Annotated in this window: 21 protein-coding genes; 14 read left to right on the top strand and 7 right to left on the bottom strand. The window is 64.5% G+C overall.

Annotated elements, in window-relative coordinates:
• The first annotated feature begins 1 nt into the window (after position 1).
• The 4 genes from rnr to rpmG all read left to right on the top strand — a co-directional run bounded on the left by rnr (position 2) and on the right by rpmG (position 4,071).
• A complete protein-coding gene (gene rnr / locus ACQY7X_RS17420; protein WP_428246681.1) occupies positions 2–2,284 on the top strand; it encodes a ribonuclease R in 2,283 nt (760 codons plus the stop codon).
• Between the two features lie 42 nt (positions 2,285–2,326).
• A complete protein-coding gene (locus ACQY7X_RS17415) occupies positions 2,327–3,037 on the top strand; it encodes an NUDIX hydrolase (RefSeq protein WP_428246680.1) in 711 nt (236 codons plus the stop codon).
• Positions 3,038–3,067: 30 nt separating this feature from the next.
• Entirely contained in the window at positions 3,068–3,760 is a 693-nt protein-coding gene (locus tag ACQY7X_RS17410) for an NUDIX hydrolase (protein ID WP_428246679.1), read from the top strand.
• 143 nt (positions 3,761–3,903) lie between these two features.
• Positions 3,904–4,071, top strand: coding sequence for a 50S ribosomal protein L33 (gene rpmG / locus ACQY7X_RS17405; protein ID WP_291007274.1), 168 nt, complete (start codon positions 3,904–3,906; stop codon positions 4,069–4,071).
• Between the two features lie 102 nt (positions 4,072–4,173).
• On the opposite strand, the gene ACQY7X_RS17400 is transcribed toward rpmG, so the two are convergent.
• The 6 genes from ACQY7X_RS17400 to ACQY7X_RS17375 all read right to left on the bottom strand — a co-directional run bounded on the left by ACQY7X_RS17400 (position 4,174) and on the right by ACQY7X_RS17375 (position 10,447).
• Positions 4,174–5,457 carry an MFS transporter gene (locus ACQY7X_RS17400; protein ID WP_428246678.1) on the bottom strand — a complete coding sequence of 428 codons (1,284 nt, stop codon included), beginning with the start codon at positions 5,455–5,457 and terminating at the stop codon, positions 4,174–4,176.
• A 19-nt stretch (positions 5,458–5,476) separates the two neighbouring features.
• Positions 5,477–5,860, bottom strand: coding sequence for a hypothetical protein (locus ACQY7X_RS17395; RefSeq protein ID WP_428246677.1), 384 nt, complete (start codon positions 5,858–5,860; stop codon positions 5,477–5,479).
• 3 nt (positions 5,861–5,863) lie between these two features.
• The gene (locus tag ACQY7X_RS17390; RefSeq protein ID WP_428246676.1) at positions 5,864–8,020 is read right to left on the bottom strand and encodes a TonB-dependent receptor; all 2,157 of its coding nucleotides are present in this window, start codon (positions 8,018–8,020) and stop codon (positions 5,864–5,866) included.
• Positions 8,021–8,175: 155 nt separating this feature from the next.
• A complete protein-coding gene (locus tag ACQY7X_RS17385) occupies positions 8,176–8,685 on the bottom strand; it encodes a MarR family winged helix-turn-helix transcriptional regulator (protein WP_428246675.1) in 510 nt (169 codons plus the stop codon).
• Between the two features lie 9 nt (positions 8,686–8,694).
• A complete protein-coding gene (locus ACQY7X_RS17380; RefSeq protein WP_428246674.1) occupies positions 8,695–10,062 on the bottom strand; it encodes a PleD family two-component system response regulator in 1,368 nt (455 codons plus the stop codon).
• A 10-nt stretch (positions 10,063–10,072) separates the two neighbouring features.
• On the bottom strand, positions 10,073–10,447 hold the full coding sequence (locus tag ACQY7X_RS17375) for a response regulator (protein WP_341984236.1): 375 nt from the start codon (positions 10,445–10,447) through the stop codon (positions 10,073–10,075).
• A gap of 129 nt (positions 10,448–10,576) precedes the next feature.
• On the opposite strand from ACQY7X_RS17375, the gene ACQY7X_RS17370 reads away from it, so the two are divergent.
• Both ACQY7X_RS17370 and ACQY7X_RS17365 read left to right on the top strand, forming a co-directional pair.
• Entirely contained in the window at positions 10,577–11,263 is a 687-nt protein-coding gene (locus tag ACQY7X_RS17370) for a hypothetical protein (RefSeq protein WP_428246673.1), read from the top strand.
• Positions 11,264–11,266: 3 nt separating this feature from the next.
• Positions 11,267–12,190, top strand: a complete 924-nt coding sequence (locus tag ACQY7X_RS17365; RefSeq protein ID WP_428246672.1) for an ROK family protein — start codon at positions 11,267–11,269, stop codon at positions 12,188–12,190.
• A gap of 137 nt (positions 12,191–12,327) precedes the next feature.
• Here the strand turns inward: ACQY7X_RS17365 and ACQY7X_RS17360 are convergent, their stop codons facing one another.
• On the bottom strand, positions 12,328–13,164 hold the full coding sequence (locus ACQY7X_RS17360; protein WP_428246671.1) for an EipB family protein: 837 nt from the start codon (positions 13,162–13,164) through the stop codon (positions 12,328–12,330).
• 122 nt (positions 13,165–13,286) lie between these two features.
• On the opposite strand from ACQY7X_RS17360, the gene ACQY7X_RS17355 reads away from it, so the two are divergent.
• The 8 genes from ACQY7X_RS17355 to ACQY7X_RS17320 all read left to right on the top strand — a co-directional run bounded on the left by ACQY7X_RS17355 (position 13,287) and on the right by ACQY7X_RS17320 (position 19,458).
• Positions 13,287–14,252 (top strand): 2-hydroxyacid dehydrogenase, encoded by a 966-nt coding sequence (locus tag ACQY7X_RS17355; RefSeq protein ID WP_428246670.1) that lies wholly within the window; start codon positions 13,287–13,289, stop codon positions 14,250–14,252.
• 125 nt (positions 14,253–14,377) lie between these two features.
• Positions 14,378–15,121, top strand: coding sequence for a GGDEF domain-containing protein (locus ACQY7X_RS17350; RefSeq protein ID WP_428246669.1), 744 nt, complete (start codon positions 14,378–14,380; stop codon positions 15,119–15,121).
• A 348-nt stretch (positions 15,122–15,469) separates the two neighbouring features.
• A complete protein-coding gene (locus ACQY7X_RS17345; RefSeq protein ID WP_428246668.1) occupies positions 15,470–15,937 on the top strand; it encodes a RidA family protein in 468 nt (155 codons plus the stop codon).
• Between the two features lie 3 nt (positions 15,938–15,940).
• Positions 15,941–16,411, top strand: a complete 471-nt coding sequence (locus tag ACQY7X_RS17340) for a RidA family protein (protein ID WP_428246667.1) — start codon at positions 15,941–15,943, stop codon at positions 16,409–16,411.
• A 9-nt stretch (positions 16,412–16,420) separates the two neighbouring features.
• Complete coding sequence (locus tag ACQY7X_RS17335; protein WP_428246666.1) at positions 16,421–17,170, top strand: glycerophosphodiester phosphodiesterase; 750 nt, start codon at positions 16,421–16,423, stop codon at positions 17,168–17,170.
• Complete coding sequence (locus tag ACQY7X_RS17330) at positions 17,167–18,330, top strand: GNAT family N-acetyltransferase (RefSeq protein WP_428246665.1); 1,164 nt, start codon at positions 17,167–17,169, stop codon at positions 18,328–18,330. The genes ACQY7X_RS17335 and ACQY7X_RS17330 overlap by 4 nt, the downstream gene beginning before the upstream one ends.
• A gap of 49 nt (positions 18,331–18,379) precedes the next feature.
• Complete coding sequence (locus ACQY7X_RS17325; RefSeq protein WP_428246664.1) at positions 18,380–18,796, top strand: HIT family protein; 417 nt, start codon at positions 18,380–18,382, stop codon at positions 18,794–18,796.
• Complete coding sequence (locus ACQY7X_RS17320; protein WP_428246663.1) at positions 18,793–19,458, top strand: tetratricopeptide repeat protein; 666 nt, start codon at positions 18,793–18,795, stop codon at positions 19,456–19,458. The genes ACQY7X_RS17325 and ACQY7X_RS17320 overlap by 4 nt, the downstream gene beginning before the upstream one ends.
• The last annotated feature ends 54 nt before the right edge of the window (positions 19,459–19,512 follow it).

The following is a 19,512-nucleotide window of genomic DNA, read 5'->3' as shown; positions in this document are numbered from 1 at the left end:
CGTGGCGAAGAAACCGCGCGGCAACCTGCCCTCGAAACAGGAAATCCTGCGCTTCATTGCCGATAACCCCGGCATGGTCGGGAAACGCGAAATCGCCAAGGCGTTCAACATCCCGCCGGCGGAGCGCGTGGCGCTCAAGGGCCTGTTGCGCGAGATGAAGCGCGAGGGCGAATTGCAGCCCGCCGCGGCAGGCACCAAGCGCCTGCTGCCCACCGGCACGCTGCCGGAAATCTGCATGGCCGATATCGTGCGCCAGACCCGCGATGGCGATCTGGTGGCCCGGCCGGTGGAATGGACCGGCGAAGGCGATCCGCCGCAGATCGACCTGGCCAACAATGGCAAGCGCAGTCGTGAACTCGGCGCCGTAGGCGTCGGCGACCGCGTGCTGGTGCGGGTGCGCGAGGCCGGCTCGCACCGCTATCAGGGCCGCATTGTGCGCGTGCTGGAACAGCGCGAGCAGCCGGTGCTGGGCCTCTATGCCGTTACCGAGGATGGCGAAGGCCGCTTGCAGCCGACCGACCGCAAGATCCGCCATGAATTCCTTATCGCGCCGGAAGATGCCGGCAAGGCCAAGCCCGGCGAACTGGTGGTGGCGCAGCCGCTGCCGGGCCGCCGCTTTGGCCTGCGCTCGGCGCGTGTTACCGAGGTGATCGGCCATGCCGAGGATCCGCGCGCGCTCAGCCTGATCGCCATCCATACCCATGGCATCCCCACCGCCTTCTCGGGCGAAGCCATGCGCGAGGCGGAAGCCGCCAAGCCGGTGACGCCGAAAGACCGCGAGGATCTGCGGCCCGTGCCGCTGATCACCATCGACCCCGAAGATGCCCGCGACCATGACGACGCGGTATTCGCCGCGCCCGATGACGATCCGAACAATCCCGGCGGCTGGCATGCCATCGTGGCGATTGCCGATGTGGCGCATTATGTGCGGCCCGGCAGCGCGCTGGACCGCGAAGCGCGGGCGCGCGGCAATTCCACCTATTTCCCCGACCGCGTGGTGCCGATGCTGCCCGAGGCGCTGTCGGCCGATCTCTGCTCGCTGATCGAGAACCAGGACCGCGCCTCGCTGGCGGTGCATCTGTGGTTCGATGCCGAGGGCAACAAGCGCCGGCATAAATTCACCCGCGCCATCATCCGCGTTGCCGCCGGGCTGCATTACGCCCAGGTGCAGCAAGCCATCGACGGCACGCCCGATGAAGGCGCAGCACCCTGGCTGGAAAGCGTGCTGAAGCCACTCTATGCCTGCCATGCGGGGTTGAACCGCGCCCGTGAAGCACGCCAGCCGTTGAGCATCACGTCCGATGAACGCCGCGTGGTGCTGGCACCGAACGGCGCCATCGCCGCGATCCGCCCGCGCCAGTCGTTGCTGGCGCATCAGGTGATCGAGGATTTCATGATCGCCGCCAATGTCGCGGCGGCAGAGGAACTGGAAAAGCACCGCACGCCCTGCATGTACCGCGTGCATGAACCGCCCTCGCCCGACAAGGTCGATTCCTTGCGCCGCTTCCTTGAAACGCTGGACCTGCGGCTGGCCAAGGGCCAGGTGCTGCGCCCGCACCACTTCAACCGCATCCTGGAGGCGGTGAAGGAAAGCGAGCATATGCGGCTGGTCAACACCGTGGTTTTGCGGACCCAGATGCAGGCCTATTACTCGGGCGAGAACCAGGGCCATTTCGGCCTGAACCTGGCGCGCTATGCGCATTTCACCTCGCCGATCCGGCGCTATTCCGACGTGCTGGTGCATCGCGGCCTGGTCAGCGCCCTGCGGCTCGGCCCGGATGGCCTGACCGACGACGACCGCACCAGCTTCGCCAATATCGCCGAGCATATCTCGTTCACCGAGCGCCGCTCGATGCTGGCCGAGCGCGACAGCCTCGACCGCTTCGTTGCCGCCTTCATGGCCGAACATGAGGGCGCCGATTTCGCCGCCCATATCACCAGCGTCAACCGCTTCGGCCTGTTCGTGGAACTGGACGAGACCGGCGCCGATGGCTTCGTGCCGATGTCGGCTTTGGGCGATGATTTCTATATCCATGACGAGGCCCGCCATGCGCTGGTCGGCCGCCGCACCAAGAAACGCTTCCGGCTCGGCGATGCGGTGATGGTGCAGCTGGTGGAGGCGACGCCGGTGACCGGCGGCCTGCGCTTTGAATTGCTCAATGCCTATGGCAGGACCGTGGCCTCGCCGCGCAAGCAATCGAACGTGAAACTGCCGAGGCCAAAGAAGCCGAAGCCTGGCCGCCCCACGGGCATCCGCACCGGCAAGAAGCAGAAGAACCGCTGACATAGCCGTTGCCGCGACTCGGCTAACAGGCGTTAGATTAGAATGATGACTGAAGCACCGAAAAAGCCCCCGCAGCCGATCCGCGACGCCGCCACCCTGATCCTCTACCGCTTTGACGCCGGCAGGCTGCAAGTGCTGCTCGGCGAACGCGCCGCTTCCAACGCCTTCATGCCAAAGACCTATGTGTTCCCCGGCGGCAGGCTGGACTTGGCCGATTACCGCGTTCGCCCCGCAGCCCCGCTGAATGTCGCCACCGCCGCCCGCTTCGCCCGCGCCCGCGTCACCGGCCCGCGCAAGGCACTGGCCCTGGCGCTGGCCGCCATCCGCGAGACCTTCGAGGAAACCGGCCTGCGCCTTGCCGGCCCGGCCAGCCGCGCTTTCAAGGGCGAGCCGCCGGAGGGCTGGGGCGAGTTCTGCACGGCGGATGATTGCCTGCTGGCACCCGACCCCTCGGCCTTGACTTATGTCTGCCGCGCGGTGACGCCGCCACAGCGCCCGCGCCGCTTCGATGCCCGCTTCTTCGCCGCCCCGGCCAGCGCCGCAACTGGCGAGCTGCGGCCCTCGGAGGAACTCGGCAACCTGCTCTGGATCACGCCAGACGATGCCGCCCGGCTGGACCTGCCGCCGATCACCCAGGAAGTGCTGCACCGCCTGCCCGACTGGCTGGCCGAGCCGGCGCTGCATAACCCCGATCTCGGCGTGCCGTTTTACCGCCGGGGTTATTCAGGCAAGGACATGATGGTTCTGGAATGACCAAGGTTCTGGAATGACCGGGATTCTGGAATGAACAATCCAGAAAACCCGCTGCCGCCCTTTGCCCGACCGGAATTGGGCTTTCCCCCACTGCCCGAAGGCGCCCGCCCGGCACGTCCGCGCGATGCCGCCAGCCTGGTGCTGCTGCGCCGCCGTGCTTCCGGCACCTGGGAAGTGTTGCTCGGCCGCCGCGCCGGCAAGCACCGCTTCCTGCCCAATGTCTACGCCTTTCCGGGTGGCCGGGTTGATTTAAGCGACAAGTCAGATACCCATCACAAGCCATTGGATAAGAATACGGAAACTCGGCTACTTAATCACGGCTGCTCACTTCAGGCGGCACAGGCCCTGGGCATCGCCGCTGCACGGGAAACCTGGGAGGAAACCGGCCTGGCGCTGGGGCCGCTGGTCTCCGGCAGCCTGCGGCCGGACCTCTCCGGCTTGGCCTATCTCTGCCGTGCCATCACCCCGGCGCAGAGCCCGATCCGTTTCCACGCCCGCTTCTTCGTCGCTGATGCCGAGGCCGCCTCGGGCGAGCTGGGCGGTTCCGGCGAACTGCTCGATCTTGGTTTCCGGCCGCTGGATGAGGCCCTGGCGCTGCCGCTGGCCGATATCACCGAATTCGTGCTGGGGCAGCTTAAAGACCTGGAAAGCCTGTCCCAGCCCGCCCGCACCGCCTTCTGGCGCTATCGCTCAGGCCGTCCGGTGGTTTCCTGGGAGGATTGATGTTCCGACTCTGTTTCACATGAAACACTGGAATCGCCAAGCCCCAGGTTTCACGCCCGGCGGAGCTACCCTTACCTTGACAAAGCGCCGCGAATCCCTATGCTGCGCCAACTTTTTAACACCCGTCTGTTGGAATCACCGCCATGGCAAAGCCGACCACCCTGAAGATCAAGCTGATCAGCACCGCTGACACCGGCTTCTTCTATGTGACCAAGAAGAACCCGCGCACCAAGACCGAGAAGCTGAGCTTCAAGAAGTATGATCCGGTGGCGCGCAAGCATGTCGAATTCAAGGAAGCCAAGATCAAGTAACCATCCAGTTACTTCTGATCTGGATACGCAAACGGCGCCTTCCGGCGCCGTTTTTCGTTCTGCCTGGCTGCCAGCGTTCTAGCTGGCTAACCGTGATCCCGGTCAGGTCTGCATCGCCGGATGGTCCGCCGGCACCTTGCGCAGGGCCGCCCACAGGCTGAGCACCGACAGCACCGTGGCAATGGCGAACAGGCCGGGATAGCCCAACGCATCGGTGAGCACGCCGCTGATCAGGGCGCCGGCCATGAACACGAAAAGCTGGGCGCAGGAGAGCAGCGAGAAGTCGGTGCCGGCGCGCTCCCTGGCCGCCGCCCCCATGAACAGCGAATACAGCGCCACGATCTCCATGTAGCGGGAGATGGTGTTGCAGGCCACCAGGATGATCAGCAGCGGGTGCCAATCCAGCGGCAGCGTGGCATAGAGCCAACAGCCGAAGAATACCGCCGTGCGCAGCAGGCCGAGCGCCAGGATGGTCTGCCACAGGCCGAGGCGGCGGATGGTCCAGGCCGCCAGCGCCGCGCCGAGCAGCCCGGCGGTGACGGCGGCGGCGCCTGAGAGATAGCCGATCAGTTCCAGCGACAGGCCGTTATCGACCAGGAAGGGCTTCTCCATCGCCTTGGTGATGCCTTCGGACGCCCGGTAGACCAGGGCGAAGCCGAGCACCGAATAGGTGATCGGATCGCGCAGCGCGGCCCGCAGCGAGGCGCCATTCCCTTCCGCCGCCCCAGCCACTGCCGCAGCCTGGGGAACCGCCTGGGCCGGCGGCTCATCCATCAGCAGGGTGAACAGCAGTGTGCCGGCAGACAATGCCGCCAGCACCAGGATTGCCGTGGTCCAGCCGAACTGGCTGTAGAGATAGAGTGTCAGGCTGGAGCCGATCACCACGCCGATCGCCACGCTGCCGCCCTGCACGGCATTGCCGCGCGCCCGCTCGCTGGCCTTGAGCCGCTCGGTGGCGAAGCCGTCGGTGGCGATATCCTGGGTCGAACTGAGCATGGTGATGACGAAGCCGAGCCCGATCACCACCCACATATTGGTCGGCGGCAGGAAGGCGAACAGCACCAGCAGCAGCACCACGCCGATCTGGGTCGGCACGATCCAGGAGCGGCGGTGGCCCAGCCTGGCGAGGCCGAACAGCCGCAGCGGCATACGGTCCACCATCGGCGCCCAGAGGAATTTCAGCATCATCGGCGCCATCAGCAGGCCGATCAGGCCGATAGCACTGCGCGACACGCCGCCATCGCGCAGGATCGCCGGCAAAGCCGCCGCGTAGAGATACATCGGGATGCCCTGGGCGACATAAAGCCCCACCAGTGCCACCAGGATGCGCTTCTGCACAACGGCGGGCGCCGCCACCGAGGGCACGCTGCTATCGGCTATGGTCATGCGGCTTCCTCCAGACGGGCTAACGCCCGGCTTCCTCTAAACGGGCTAACGCCCAGGCAATACCTTCGGCCTCGGTTTCCACTTCAGTGGTCGGGAACGGCATCGCCTTGCGGAAATTGCTGGTGTCGTGGTGATGGTCAGGCTCGTGCTCGCGCACCCGCACCATGCCCCGGCATATCTCGCCGAGCCAATTGCGGTTCTGCTTGAACCACAGCGCCTGCTGCTTGTTGCCATCCGCCGACATGCGGTTCTCGTTCTGCAGCACCACCACCAGGGCAAAGCCCGGCGGGCGGTGCAGCAGATCCTCCAGGGTGGCCAGATAAACACGTTCGTCGGCCGCTGTGAAACGGCCGACGAAGCGAAGCACATAGAGCGGCGCGCGCTCGGTTTCGTATGCAAACATGCCTTAGAATTTATGGCTGTAGCGCATCGCCACGGTACGGCCGAGGGCAGCAACATAGCTGTTGCGCGTGGCGCTGGCGCTGGGGTTGTAATAGTAGCTGTCGAACAGGTTCTCGACGCCGAAGCTGAAGGTGCCATGGCCAAGCCGGTAGCTTGCGATGGCGTTGACCAGGAAGCCCTCGTCGAGTTCAAAGCGGGTGGTGCCATCGTTGCGCAGGCGCGAGGAGAAGTACACCGTTTCGGCGTGCAGCGACCAGTCGCGGTCGACCTCCCAATCGGCATAGATCATCGCCTTGAGCGGGCTGCCGATGCGGTTGTTCGGCAGGTAATTGTCGATGCTGCCATCGCGGTTGGAGTCGTAGCGGCCTTCCATCCAGGCCAACGTGCCACCGAGCGTGACATTCTTGGTCAGGCTGTATTCGCCGTAGAGTTCGAGGCCGTAGACTTCTTCCTTCTGCTGCGAAATCTGGTTCGACGCCGCGATGAAGGTGGTGCCGAGATCGGATTGCGAGAAATAGGCACTGATGCCGCCGCTGGCCTGCTCGTTCTGGCCGCGCAGGCCGGCTTCGTAGGTGGTGACCTTCTGCGGCTTCGGGCCCAGCGTGGTGAAGTTGGTGCCGACACCCTGGAAACCGGAACGGCGGGTGAAGCCGCCGTAATCGGGCAGCGAATAGCCCTGCGAGAAGCCGGCGAAGGCTTCCAGCCCCTTGGCCACATCCACCACCATGCCGGCATTGTAGACCAGCGCATCGTAGACGAAGGAACCGCCGATCACATTCACAGGCGCAAGCTGCGCCGCGCCATTGGTATAGGCCGGGCGGCGGAAATTGGAGAGGTCAAGCTCGAAGCGGTCGTAGCGCAAACCGCCGCGCAGGCGCATCCAGTCCAGCACCGGCGCATCGACCTGGGCATAGGCGGCGTAGTTCACCTGCTCCATCGGTGCGATGGCATCCACGCCATCCTGGAATTTCTGCTTGGTCCTGTCCTGGCCGATATCGGCGCCCCAGGTCAGCTTCATACCCTTCATTATCGTATCGAGCGGCGTGGTCACCGCCGTCTGCAAACCAAGCTGCTGGCTATAGAGCGTGGTCTGGCCGTTGGTGTTCAGCACCGTGAACGAGCCGCCGGTGTAATAGACGAAGGGATTGGCGGTGGAGAGCGGCGCTAGTGCTGCGCGGCGCTCGACATCGCTGTAGCTCAGGTCGACACGCAGCGAGCCAAGCGCGAAGCCCGCATCGGTATAGCTGGTGCGGTAGAATTCCGAACGCTCGGCAACGCTGCGGCCGCTATAGGGCGAATTGGTCATCACCGAGGCCGGGCGCGTGGCATAGCTGGTGAAGTAATCCGGCTCCTGGTCGAGATGGATCGCGTTCAGCGAGAATTCCAGGCGGCGCGCATCGAAACTTTTGCCGACCTTGAACAGGCCGTTATAGTCGCTGACATTGTCAGCGCCGCCCTGCCCCAGCATGCCGTCGGACGGCACCAGCTTGCCATGGCCGTCAAACACATCGCGGCTATACTTGGCGGTGAGATTCGCCACCACATCCACCGGGCCGGCATCGCCCCGGAAACCGGCCGAGAGTTCCGGCGCGATGGATGCACCGATATCGGCGGTGAAGGCGCGCAGGCCGATGGAGGCCGTGGTCTCCGGCGTGCCACTGCCCTGCTTGGTGATGAAGTTGATGATGCCGCCGGTGGCGCCGTTGCCGTAAATGGCGCTGGCGCCGTTCACCACCTCGATGCGCTCGATACTGTTCAGATCGACGCCCGAAAGCATGCGCGAGATATCGCGCAGCGGGGTGTTGCGCTGCACGCCATCCACCAGCACCAGGGTGTTGCGGCCGCGGAAATTCTCCGACGCATTGCTCAGCGTCTCGTTGCTGATGCTGTAGCCCGGCACCAGCTTCTGCAGCACCTTGGACGGGTTGCTGGTCAGGCGCAGTTGGCGCTCGATTTCCTCGCGGCCGATCACGATCACCGAACCGGGGATCGAGGAAACCGGCTCCTCGACGCGCGAGGCACTGACCAGCACGGTATCGAGCAGGGTCGGTGTGTTGCCGCTTTCCTGCGCCAGTGCCGGCGCCCCGCCTACCCCGACGCCAACAGCCGACAGGCCCCCGCCAATCGCCGCCGCAACCCAGAACTTACTGTGCCGATTCATTGTGATCATTCCCCAGAATGTACTTTTGCTGGGGCTGGAATTTAGTACTAGTAATAATGATTTGCAATTATAATTCTTAGGAATGTTATTGAGCGTGAAAAGCCGTCACCCGATGGCCCAATCGAGTAAATTCCTTTTCACAATAATAACTTAGACTAGAATCGCTCTTCCAGGGCGGCCTTGATCCGCTCCAGGTTGGCCATCATCTGCTGCAGCTCGGCGTCACTCCAGCCAGCGAAAAGTTCCCAGGCCGCCGGCACCAGCAGCCGAATCGCCTGCCGGTGCAGTTCCTGCCCGGCGGGCGTGATGAACAGCAGCTTCTGGCGCGCATCGAAGGGGCTCGCCTCCTCCCGCACCAGGCCACGCTGCAGCAGCTTCTGCACCCGCTTGGTCACGCCCGGCTGCGGCACCCGCATCATCTTTGCCAGTACCGTGACGGTGCGCGGCGTTTCCGGGCTTTCGACGAACAGATGCAGCAGGCCGAAAAGCGGCGCCGGCAGCGACAGGGTTTCCAATAGCCGCGTGGCCACACCGGCCGACAGCGAATCGACCATGCCGATCTTGTTGATGATGGCGAAGCGCATATCGAAAGGCGGTGGCGTGGCCTCTGCCAGTGATGGCGTCGGCTCGGGAGGCTTCTCGCGTTTGGCTACGGCCCGCCGCATCCCGCCCTCCTATTCGGTGGCGATGAGCACTTGGTTGCGCCCGGCGGTCTTGGCCTTGTAGAGGGCGTCATCAATCCGCTTGAGCAGCGTGTCGGCGGGCTCGCCGGGGCGGCTCGAACCCAGACCAATGGAACAGGTGACGATAAGCTGGCCCACCGGCGCGTTCACCTTGATCGGCACTTCGCTGATCGCGCGGTGCAGGCGGCTGGACACCACCTGGGCCGATTCCAGCGCCGTATCGGGCATCAGCACCACGAATTCCTCGCCGCCGAAACGGCAGGCCATGTCCATGCCGCGGATATTGCGCACGATGCGGGCGCCGATCTCGCGCAGCACATCATCGCCGACGCCATGGCCGTAGGTGTCGTTCACCAGCTTGAAGTGATCGAGATCGAGGATCAAGGCCGCCGTGCCGTGCTGCGACGCGCTCTGGCTCAGCAGCGTGCCGAGATGCGAGGCCATGTAGCGGCGGTTATAGAGCCCGGTCAGCGGATCGGTCACCGCCATCTCGATGCTCTGCTGGTAATGCTGGCGCAGCCGCTCCTGGTAACGCTTGCGGCGCACCTGGGCGCGCAGGCGGGCAATGAATTCATTGCGGTCGATCGGGCGCACCACATAATCGGTGACGCCGATTTCCAGGCCCTTCACCAAGGCGCGCTGATCATCCGGCCCCACCAGCAGCAGGATCGGCACGTTGCGCGTCTCCTCCGTGGTACGAAGCTGCGAGCAGAGCCGCAGGCCATCGGGGTTCTTGAGGCTGAGGCTGACCACGATGGAATCGTATTCCTGGCGCCGCGCCTCGGCCACCGCGCCGGCACCATCGGACTGCATGTCGAGCTTGAACTGGCCCTCGATCATGCGCTGCAGCCGCACCTGATCGCGCGGATTATCTTCCACCAGCAGCAGCCGTGCGTTGGCGTAATCCTCATCCAGGCTCGGCACCGGCGGCGACAGCACGCCGAGCGAGGCAGAAGTGCGTTCGCGCATGCGCAACTCGTCCAGCATCAGCTTGACGCGCAGCAGCGAGCGCACGCGGGCGAACATCGCCACGTCATCCACCGGCTTGGTCAGGAAATCGTCGGCGCCGGCGGAAAGGCCCTGCACCCGGTCCTCGGGGTCGCCGAGCGCGGTCACCATGATCACCGGAATATGCGCCGTCGCCGGGTCGGCCTTCAACCGGCGGCAGACCTCGAAGCCGTCCATGCCGGGCATCATCACATCCAGCAGGATCAGGTCCGGGTTGCCATGAACCGCGGAATCCAGTGCCTCCGGCCCATTGGCCGCCGTGATGACTTCGTAATATTCGCTGGTCAGCTTGGCTTCCAGCACCTTGATATTGGTGCGGATATCATCAACCACCAGGATGCGCGCAGTCATGCCGACCGCGTCAGTTCTTGGCGTCCAGGAAGTGCTTCACCGTCTCGATGAACTTGCCGACCGAAATCGGCTTGGCGATATAGGCGTCACAGCCACCCTCGCGCATCTTCTCTTCGTCGCCCTTCATGGCAAAGGCCGTCACCGCCACCACCGGTATGGAACGGAGATTGTCATCCTCCTTGATCCACTTGATCACTTCCAGGCCGGACACTTCCGGCAACTGGATGTCCATCAGGATCAGGTCCGGCCGGTGCTGGCGCACCATGGCCAGCGCCTCCATACCATCCTTGGTTTGCAGAGTCTGGTAGCCATGAGCATCCAGCAGGTCGTGGAACAACTTCATATTAAGTTCGTTGTCCTCGACGATCAGAACGGTCTTGCTCATCCGGCTTGTCCCCGACTAGCACCGCCACGCGGAGCAGTTTGTATCCATATTATCTCAACGATATGTAGCATTTGGCTGCAACCGGGCCAAGCCGTTTCAAGACCGCGAATCATGTATAATGTGTCTGTCATGCCTGAGAACAATCCCCTCCCGCCCCCGGCGAGTCCAGCCCCGGCAACTGCCGCGCAACTGGCCGAGCTGCGCCTGAACCCCGGCCGGCCGCTGCTGGTGGTCGACGCCGACGAAGTACTCTTCTACTTCATGCGCGGATTTGAACGCCATTTGCAGGATCAGGGCCTCTATTTCAACTGGCAATCCTTCGCGCTGCACGGGAATGTGCGCCGCCGGGCCGATGATGCCGTCCTGCCCCAGACCGAGCTTGGGCCGCTGCTGGATGGCTTCTTCGCCACCGCCACCGACCTGCTGGAGCCGGTGGATGGCGCCGCCGACGCCCTGGCCGCGCTGGCGCCCCTGGCCGATATCGTTGTGCTGAGCAACTTGCCCCTGCATGCCCGCGAGGCCCGCGCCACCGCTTTGCACCGCCACGGCATGCCCTACCCCATCATTGCCAATACCGGACCCAAGGGGCCGGCCATGGCCGCCCTGCTGCACCATGGCCCGAAGCGCGCCGCCTTTATCGACGATATTCCGCATAACCATGCCTCGGTGGCGAAATTGGCACCAGCGGTGCACCGGGTGCATTTCATCGCCGATCATCGGCTGGCCGCCTTGCTACCGCCCAGCGAGCATTGCCAGCATCGCGGCGAATCCTGGGCGGCGATGGCGCAGCACCTGGCCCGCGAACTGGGCAGCTGATCCATGCGGATCGGCGTGGATCTCGGCGGCACCAAGATCGAGGCCATCGCACTCGGCGATGATGGCGCGATCCGCGCCCGCCGGCGTATCTCCGCACCGCGCGACGATTATACCGCCACCATCCGCGCCATCCGCGACCTGGTGCAGGTGGTGGACAGCGAAGCCAATATCATCCGCTTCGGACCACCGGCACCCGTCGGTGTCGGGATTCCCGGCACCATCTCGCCCGCCACCGGCCTGGTGAAGAATGCCAATTCAGTATGGCTGATCGGCCATGCCATGGATCACGATCTGCAGGCGGCGTTGCAGCGGCCGGTGCGGCTTGGCAACGATGCCAATTGCTTCGCGCTGTCGGAAGCCGCCGACGGTGCCGGCCAGGGCTACCGCACCGTGTTCGGCGTCATCCTCGGCACCGGCTGCGGCGCCGGCATCGTGGTGAACGGCCAATGCCTGCTCGGCCCCAATGCCATTGCCGGCGAATGGGGCCACAACCCGCTGCCCTGGCCCGAACTTGGCGAATTGCCTGGCCCTGATTGCTATTGTGGCCTGCAAGGCTGCAACGAGACCTGGCTCTCCGGCCCCGGTTTCGAAGCCGATTATGCCCGCGCCAGCGGCACGCCGCGCCAGGCAACCGACATCGTAACGCTGGCTGAGCTTGGCGATGCCCAGGCCGAGGCGGCATTGCAGCGGCTGGAAAGCCGCCTGGCCCGCGCGCTGGCCGGGGTGATGAACCTGCTCGATCCCGATGCCATCGTGCTGGGTGGCGGCCTCTCCAATATCGAGCGGCTCTACGCCAATGTGCCGAAGCTGTGGCAGCGCTGGGCGTTCAGCGACCACGTCACCACGCCGCTGCTGCGCAACCGGCATGGCGACAGTTCCGGCGTGCGCGGTGCCGCCTGGCTGTGGCGCATCGGCGAGCGGAACTAAATCGCGATTGCCACGTTTATTCCCCAGGTGACACAAACCATGGGGCTACCATGCGCTATATTCTGCTCTGGCTCGTCGGCGTGCCGATCCCGGTAATCCTGCTGATCTGGTTCATGTTCAGCTAGGAGCAGTCGCAGCTAGCAGCGATCCCTGGGCAGGATTTCCAGCGATTGCAGCGTGGCGCGGATGGCGTAATCGCCATAATCGAAAACGATTTCATCGCTGATGCCGTTTTCATACAGCCGGAAGGCGATTTCGTAATCCGGCGTGTCGCTTTTCTTCGCCGTGGAGAAATAGGCCAGCCGCACGCGCCAGGAACGCTGCTGCTTCAAACCATCGAAGCGGCCTTCCGTGCTCGGCGGCAAGGTACGACCGATGAAGCCGCCGATGCTGGCGAAGCCATCTGCCGCCGAGCCATCGAACACATCGGCGCGCAGCAGGTTGCGCGCGGCACGGCCGGCTTCGATCAGGCGGATGGTGTGATCGGTCGGGAACATCGCGCCGGCAGGCAGGTCCAGCGTGGTATCCTCGGGCTGCGAGAAGGTGATGCGGCCGCCGCCAGCCCCGAGCTGGCCTTCGCCGACCAGCTCCTCCTCATCCTCGCCATTCAACTGCTCGCGCAGGCGGAAGCGGAAACGCTGACCGTTCAGGCTTTCGAAGGAACCCAGCGTCATGTCGCTCAACACCTGACCATCCTCGGTCTGGGTTTCGATCACGAAACGCTGGTTCAGCACATAGCCATCGCAGCTATTGAGGAATTCCAGGCTGAGGCCGCCGCCGATGCCGGAGCGGTAATTGCGTGGATCATGCCGGGCGATGGAAAGGCCATAGGTGGCGCGGTGCGAAACCAGGCCCTTGCCGATGGCCTGTAACGCCTTGGGATCGGCCTGATCCTGGGCGTGAACCGGCCTGGGCGACTGGCCGGCAGCCAGCAGCAACAGCAAAATAGCAAACCAGGCAAAAAGGCGCTTCATCGAATCCTTGCTCACGGCACGTCCGCTCTTCACAATATAGGGGCGCTGCGGCGGCGCAACATGCCACCGCGCATCTTATGGAAAAATAACGCTAATCCCCAACAACATACCCGTCTGGTGACATGAGCCGCTTCCGCCTGCTGCTAACCCGCCGCCTGCCGCCCAATGTCGAAGCCCGCGCGCGGCGCGATTACGACGCCCTGCCGAACCCACAAGACACGTTGCTCGGCCCGGAAGGCATCGCCGAGCGGGCCAACAGCCATGGCGCCGATGGTATCCTGGTCTGCGCCGGCGACCGCGTGACCGCCGAGGCGGTGGCGAACCTGCCGCCCAGCGTGAAGGTGATCGCCACCTTCTCGGTCGGCTATGAACATATCGACGTGGCGGCAGCCAAGGCGCGCGGCATCATCGTTACCAACACGCCGGATGTGCTGACCGAGGCGACCGCCGACACAGCCCTGTTGCTGCTGCTGGCTGCCGCGCGCCGGGCGCATGAAGGCAACAAGCTGGTACGCGACGGCGAATGGCGCGGCTGGCATACCACGATGCTGCTGGGCCGCGATCCCAACCGCAAGCGGCTCGGTATCTATGGCATGGGCCGCATCGGCCAGGCGGTGGCGCAACGCGCCCGCGCCTTCGGCATGCAGATCCATTATCACAACCGCCGCCCACTGCCGCCGGAACAGGCGCTGGGCGCGGTGTATCACGACACGCTGGAAAGCCTGCTCACGGTTTCCGAGTTCTTCTCGATCAACGCGCCCTCGACGCCGGAAACGCGCGGCCTGTTCGATGCCGAACGCCTGGCCCTGCTGCCGCCCGGCGCCATCTTCGTGAATACCGCGCGCGGCGACATGGTGAATGACGAAGCCCTGCTGGCGGCGCTCAAGTCCGGCCATATCCGCGCCGCCGGGCTGGACGTGTTTGCCGGCGAGCCGAACCTGCATCCGGGCTATGCCGCGCTCGACAACGTATTCCTGCTGCCGCATATCGGCAGCGCCACCGAGGAAACCCGCGATGCCATGGGTTTCGCCGCCCTGGACAATATCGACGCGGTGCTGGCCGGCAGGGTTCCGCCCAGTCCGATCTAGCGGACCGATTTAACCGGCAATATTTGCCGAGGGATTCTGGAGTATTTTTACCGGAATTCCAATAAAAATACTCTGGCACGGCCATTGCTAAGTAAGACCCGGAACAAAGTCACACGGGTTTCGTCATGAGCTTCGCCCTGCCAGCCAATGATCTGCCGGTCAATCTCGCCGACTGGCGTGCCGACCAAGCCCCGGCCTTCGGTGCCGCGCTGCCTGAGTCAGCGCGCCCCGGCTTCGCCAGCCTGGTGCTGCGCCTGCGGCTGCAACTGCGCCGTGACAGCGACCCCGCCCGATTGGCGCTGCTCGACCAGATCCTCGATGTTGCGGCGGAAAGCGAGCAGAAGCTTGCCGACCAGCAGCAGCGTATCGAGGATCTCGAGCGCGTCAGCCTTACCGATGAACTCACCGGCCTGGCCAACCGCCGGGGATTCGAGCGCCACATGGACCAAGAACTGGTCCGCGCCCGCCGCCAGAATGGCGGCGGCGTGCTCGGCTTCCTCGACCTGGACGGCCTGAAGGGCATCAACGACGGGCATGGCCATGCCGCCGGCGATGCCGCCCTGCGCCATGCCGCGCGCCATCTGCGCCAGGCCACCGGCAGTGAGGATTTCGCCGCCCGCCTGCATGGCGATGAATTCGCCCTGGTGCTGCCCGATAACAGCGTGCCGGAAGCCGAGGCACGGCTGCGCGCGCTCTGCGCCGCGATCCGCAACGAGCCGCTGCTCTGGGGCCAGGGCCGCCTCGCCGTCGGCCTCTCCTACGGCCTGGTGCGCTATGATGGCCGCGCCAGCCTAGCCAACCTGCTGAAAGCCTCCGACCGCGCCATGTACATGCACAAGGAAACGCGGCGCACGCGCCCCATCAGCTGACCCTGTGAGTAAACCCGCCATCGGTTGCGATTAAAGGCGGCTTGGGGCCAGGGGCCGGACTCATTGGGAATAGGCCCGTGACGTTGTGATTTTCTTGCCTGGCTAGGAGAGAACCCGAAAGCGATGTGGTGCATCGGTGAGGGTTTTCGACAACGCCAGGCAAGAAAAGCACATCGCCCGAAGGGTTGGTCTGGGAGGGCCGCCGGGTGTCGTCGCAAATCTTGCCCGTAGTCCCACTACGCGCTACGATTTGCTCCTAACCGGCGACCCTCCCAGACCAATCACAGGCCTATTCCCAATGAGTCCGGCCCCAAATACCGGCTCCAGTAAGCACAAAGGTATCCTCCCATGACCGAGAGCCATGAAGCGCGCCTCAAGGCGCTGGGCATTGAACTGCCCAATCCCTCCACCCCGGCAGCCAACTACGTCCCCTACACCATCAGCGGCAAGACGCTCTATGTCGCCGGCCAGATCACCATCTGGAATGGCGAACTGCGCTATCTCGGCCGCCTTGGCGCCGATATGAGCGTGGAACAGGGCGTGGAAGCGGCGCGGCTCTGCGGCCTCAACCTGATCGCCCAGGCGCGCGCGGCGGCCGGCGGTTCGCTGGATGGCATCAAGCGCGTGCTCAAGGTCGGTGCCTTCGTCAACTCGACACCGGATTTCATCCAGCAGCCGCAGGTGGTCAACGGTGCTTCCGACCTGTTCGTGCAGGTATTCGGCGAGGCTGGCAAACATGCCCGCTATGCGGTCGGCGCGGTGTCGCTGCCGCGCGGCGTGTCGGTCGAGATCGACGCCATCTTCGAACTGGCCTGAGCCTTGGCTGGCCGCATCGCCGCGCGCCTCAAGGAGCTGGGCCTGGTGCTGCCACCGGCGCATATGCCGGTGGCGAATTATGTCGGCTGGACCAAGGCCGGCAACGAGGTCTGGGTCGCCGGCGTCGGCCCCACCTGGGGCCAGAGCGTACGCCACCAGGGCAAGCTCGGCGGCTCCGCCTCGATGGCCGATGGCGTGGCGGCGGCGCGGCTGACGGCGCTCAACCTGCTGGCCCAGGTGAGCCAGGCCGTGGAAGGCGACCTCGACCGCATCGAACGCTGCCTCAAGGTTTTCGCCCTGGTCAATTCGACACCGGATTTCCAGCAGGCGCAGGTCGTCGCCAACGGCATCACCGACCTGCTGCAGGAAGTGTTCGGCGAACCCGGCCGGCCGGCGCGCACCGCGATCTCGGCGCCGTCCCTGCCCTTCGATATCACGGTGGAAGCCGATGCCGTGTTCCTTATCCGCGAGTAGGTGAGCGTTATGAACGAAGCCACCCCGAAATGGCTGCTGAAAACGCCGGTGGCGCATCGCGGCCTGCATGACATCGCCAAGGGCGTGCCGGAGAATTCCCGCCTCGCCTTCCAGCAGGCCATCGACAACGGCTATGCCATCGAACTGGACGTGCGCATCACCGGAGACGGCCAGGCCGTGGTGTTCCATGATGCCGTGCTGGACCGGCTCTGCGGCAAGCCCGGCCGCGTTTCCGAGATGACGCTGGCGGCGCTGAAGCGCGAAACCATCCTCGGCACCACCGAGACGGTGCCGAGCTTCCATGACGTGCTCGACCTGGTGCAGGGCCGCGTGCCGCTGCTGGTCGAGATCAAGAAGGACAATGCCGATCCCGCCGGTCCGCTGGAGCAGGCGGTCGCCAACATGCTGCGGCATTATCCCGGCCCTGTTGCCGTACAATCCTTCAGCCCACGCACGGTGGCCTGGTTCCGCGAGCATGCGCCGCAATTCGTGCGCGGCCAGATCGCCTGCGCCCTGGCCGAGATGGGCAAGAACCTGAACTGGTATCAGAAGCTGGGCCTGCGCTGGATGCTGAACCGCTTCCATGGCGAGCCGATGTTCCTGGCCTATGACGTGAACGACCTGCCCTCGCCGCTCACTGCGCGCTACCGTGCCCATAACCTGCCGGTGATCAGCTGGACGGTGCGCAGCAAGGAGCAGCGCGCCCGCGCCGCCGCCCATGCCGATAACGTCATCTTCGAGGAGCTGTCCACGAAGTGAGCGGCCTAACTGTCCGGTCGATTGGCGGCATCGCCAATATTCCGGCGGTGGAGTGGGATGCCTGCGCCGGCGCGGACAATCCCTTCCTGCTGCATGGCTTCCTGCTCGCACTTGAGCAATCCGGCTGCGTCGCGCCACGCCAGGGCTGGCAGCCGACGCATCTGATCGTCGAGGAGGACGGCAAGCCGGTCGGCGCCATGCCGCTCTATTTCAAGGGCCACAGCCAGGGCGAATACATCTTCGACCAGGGCTGGGCCAATGCCTATGAACGCGCCGGCGGGCAGTATTATCCCAAACTCTTGTCCGCCGTGCCGTTCACGCCGGTGACCGGGCCGCGTTTCCTGGTGGCGCCCGGCAATGATGCCGGGGCTGTACGCACCGCATTGCTGCAAGGCGCGCTGGAAATCGTGAAGCGGCACCAGCTTTCCTCGCTGCATGTCAACTTCGTCACCGAAGCCGAGAACGCCTGGGGCGAAAGCACCGGCCTGCTGCATCGCCTAGGTGAGCAATTCCACTGGCAGAATGACGGCTATGCCGATTTCGATGCCTTTCTCGCCGCGCTGGCCTCACGCAAGCGCAAGGCGATCAAGCGCGAGCGGCGCGAGGCGGTAAACAACGGTATCGAAATCGAGGCATTCTCAGGCGACGCATTGCGCGACGAACACTGGGATGCCTTCTTCGATTTCTACATGGATACCGGCAGCCGCAAATGGGGCCAGCCCTATCTGAACCGCGATTTCTTCCGCCGCCTGCACCGGGCGATGCCGGAACGCGTGGTGCTGGTGCTGGCAAAGCGCGCGGGCAACTGGATTGCCGGGGCCTGGAACATGCTGGGCAGCGACACGCTCTATGGCCGCAACTGGGGCTGCATCGAGCAGCATAATTTCCTGCATTTCGAATGCTGCTATTACCAGGCCATCGACTACGCCATCCGCCATGGGCTGAAGCGCGTGGAGGCCGGCGCCCAGGGCGAACACAAGCTGGCGCGCGGCTACCTGCCCAGCCCGATCCATTCGCTGCACTACATTCCCGATCCCGGCTTCCGCCGTGCCGTGGCAAATTTCCTGGATGAAGAGCGCGCCCATATGCAGGGCCTGATCGCGGCACTGGACGAACATTCCCCCTTCCGCCAGACCGAAGTCACACCGGAAAGTGAGTGAAACCCCGCCGGCTTGGCCTTAGACTGATGCCAAACTGGGAGAGGGAAACATGAGCGGAGCCGATTGCGTTTTCTGCAAGATCGTCGCCGGGCAGTTGCCGAGCATCAAGCTGGCCGAGGACAAGCATTGCCTCGCCATCATGGACATCAATCCCTTCGCGCCCGGCCATGCCCTGGTGATCGCCCATGAGCATCACCCGGACCTGTTCAGCACGCCGGCGGAAACCGTCGGTGCCGTGGCCAGGATGGCGAAGCGCATCGCCACAGCGGTGCAGGAAGCCACCACACCGGACGGCCTCAATATCGTGCAATCCAACGGCCCGGGTGCGGCGCAATCGGTGCTGCATTACCATGTGCATGTGCTGCCGCGCTACAAGGGCGACAATGGCAAGCTGAACTGGAGCCTGACGCCCGGCGACCGCGAAGCGATCATCGATATGGCAGCGAAGATCAAAGGCTTCCTGTGAAATATCTCGCCGCCCTCGCCCTGCTGTTGCTGAGTCAGGCGGCGCAAGCCGCCGACTGGCTGGAACGCTGCGAGGCCGGCATAACAACTGGCGATGCCAGTGCCTGCGAGCGTGCGCTGGAACAGAAGCCGGATGATCCGGAAATCCTGCGCCGCCTTGGCAATGCCTATTTCCACGCCGACCGCTTCCTGGAAAGCCACCGCGCCTATCAGGCAGCCCTGCGCGCGGCACCCGGCGATGCCGGACTGCATTATGAATATGCCAGCCTGCTGGTGCTGGTGAATGAATACCATGAAGGCGTGCGCGAAGCTGAAACCGCAGTGAAGCTGGCGCCGGATCATCGCCTGTCCTGGGCCTTGCTCGCCACCTGCTACCGCATGATGAAACGGCCCGATCAGGCCATCAAAGCAACACAGCGCGCGGCTGCCCTGGGTGATCGCCGGGAAGCCTATACCCTGGCTCATGCCTATGGCGATGGCAGCGACGGGCTGCGGCGCGACCCGAAACAGGAAGCACGCTGGCTGGAACGCGCCGCCCTGGCCGGCCATGTCGCCGCCATGGATGAACTGGCTGATCTGTTCGCCAAGGGGCGACCGGGGATTCCCGCCGATATGGTCAAAAGCCGCTACTGGCATGGCCGCGCCGAGGCGGCATTGCGGTAGAAGATAAATCGTCATACCCCGCTAAGGCGGGGCATGACGGAAAGAATGAGAGCT

The organism is Ferrovibrio sp. (assembly GCF_965278975.1).
Lineage (GTDB): Bacteria > Pseudomonadota > Alphaproteobacteria > Ferrovibrionales > Ferrovibrionaceae > Ferrovibrio.
Note: the sequence above shows the minus strand (reverse complement) of the source record. Positions and strands in the feature narration are given on the sequence as shown.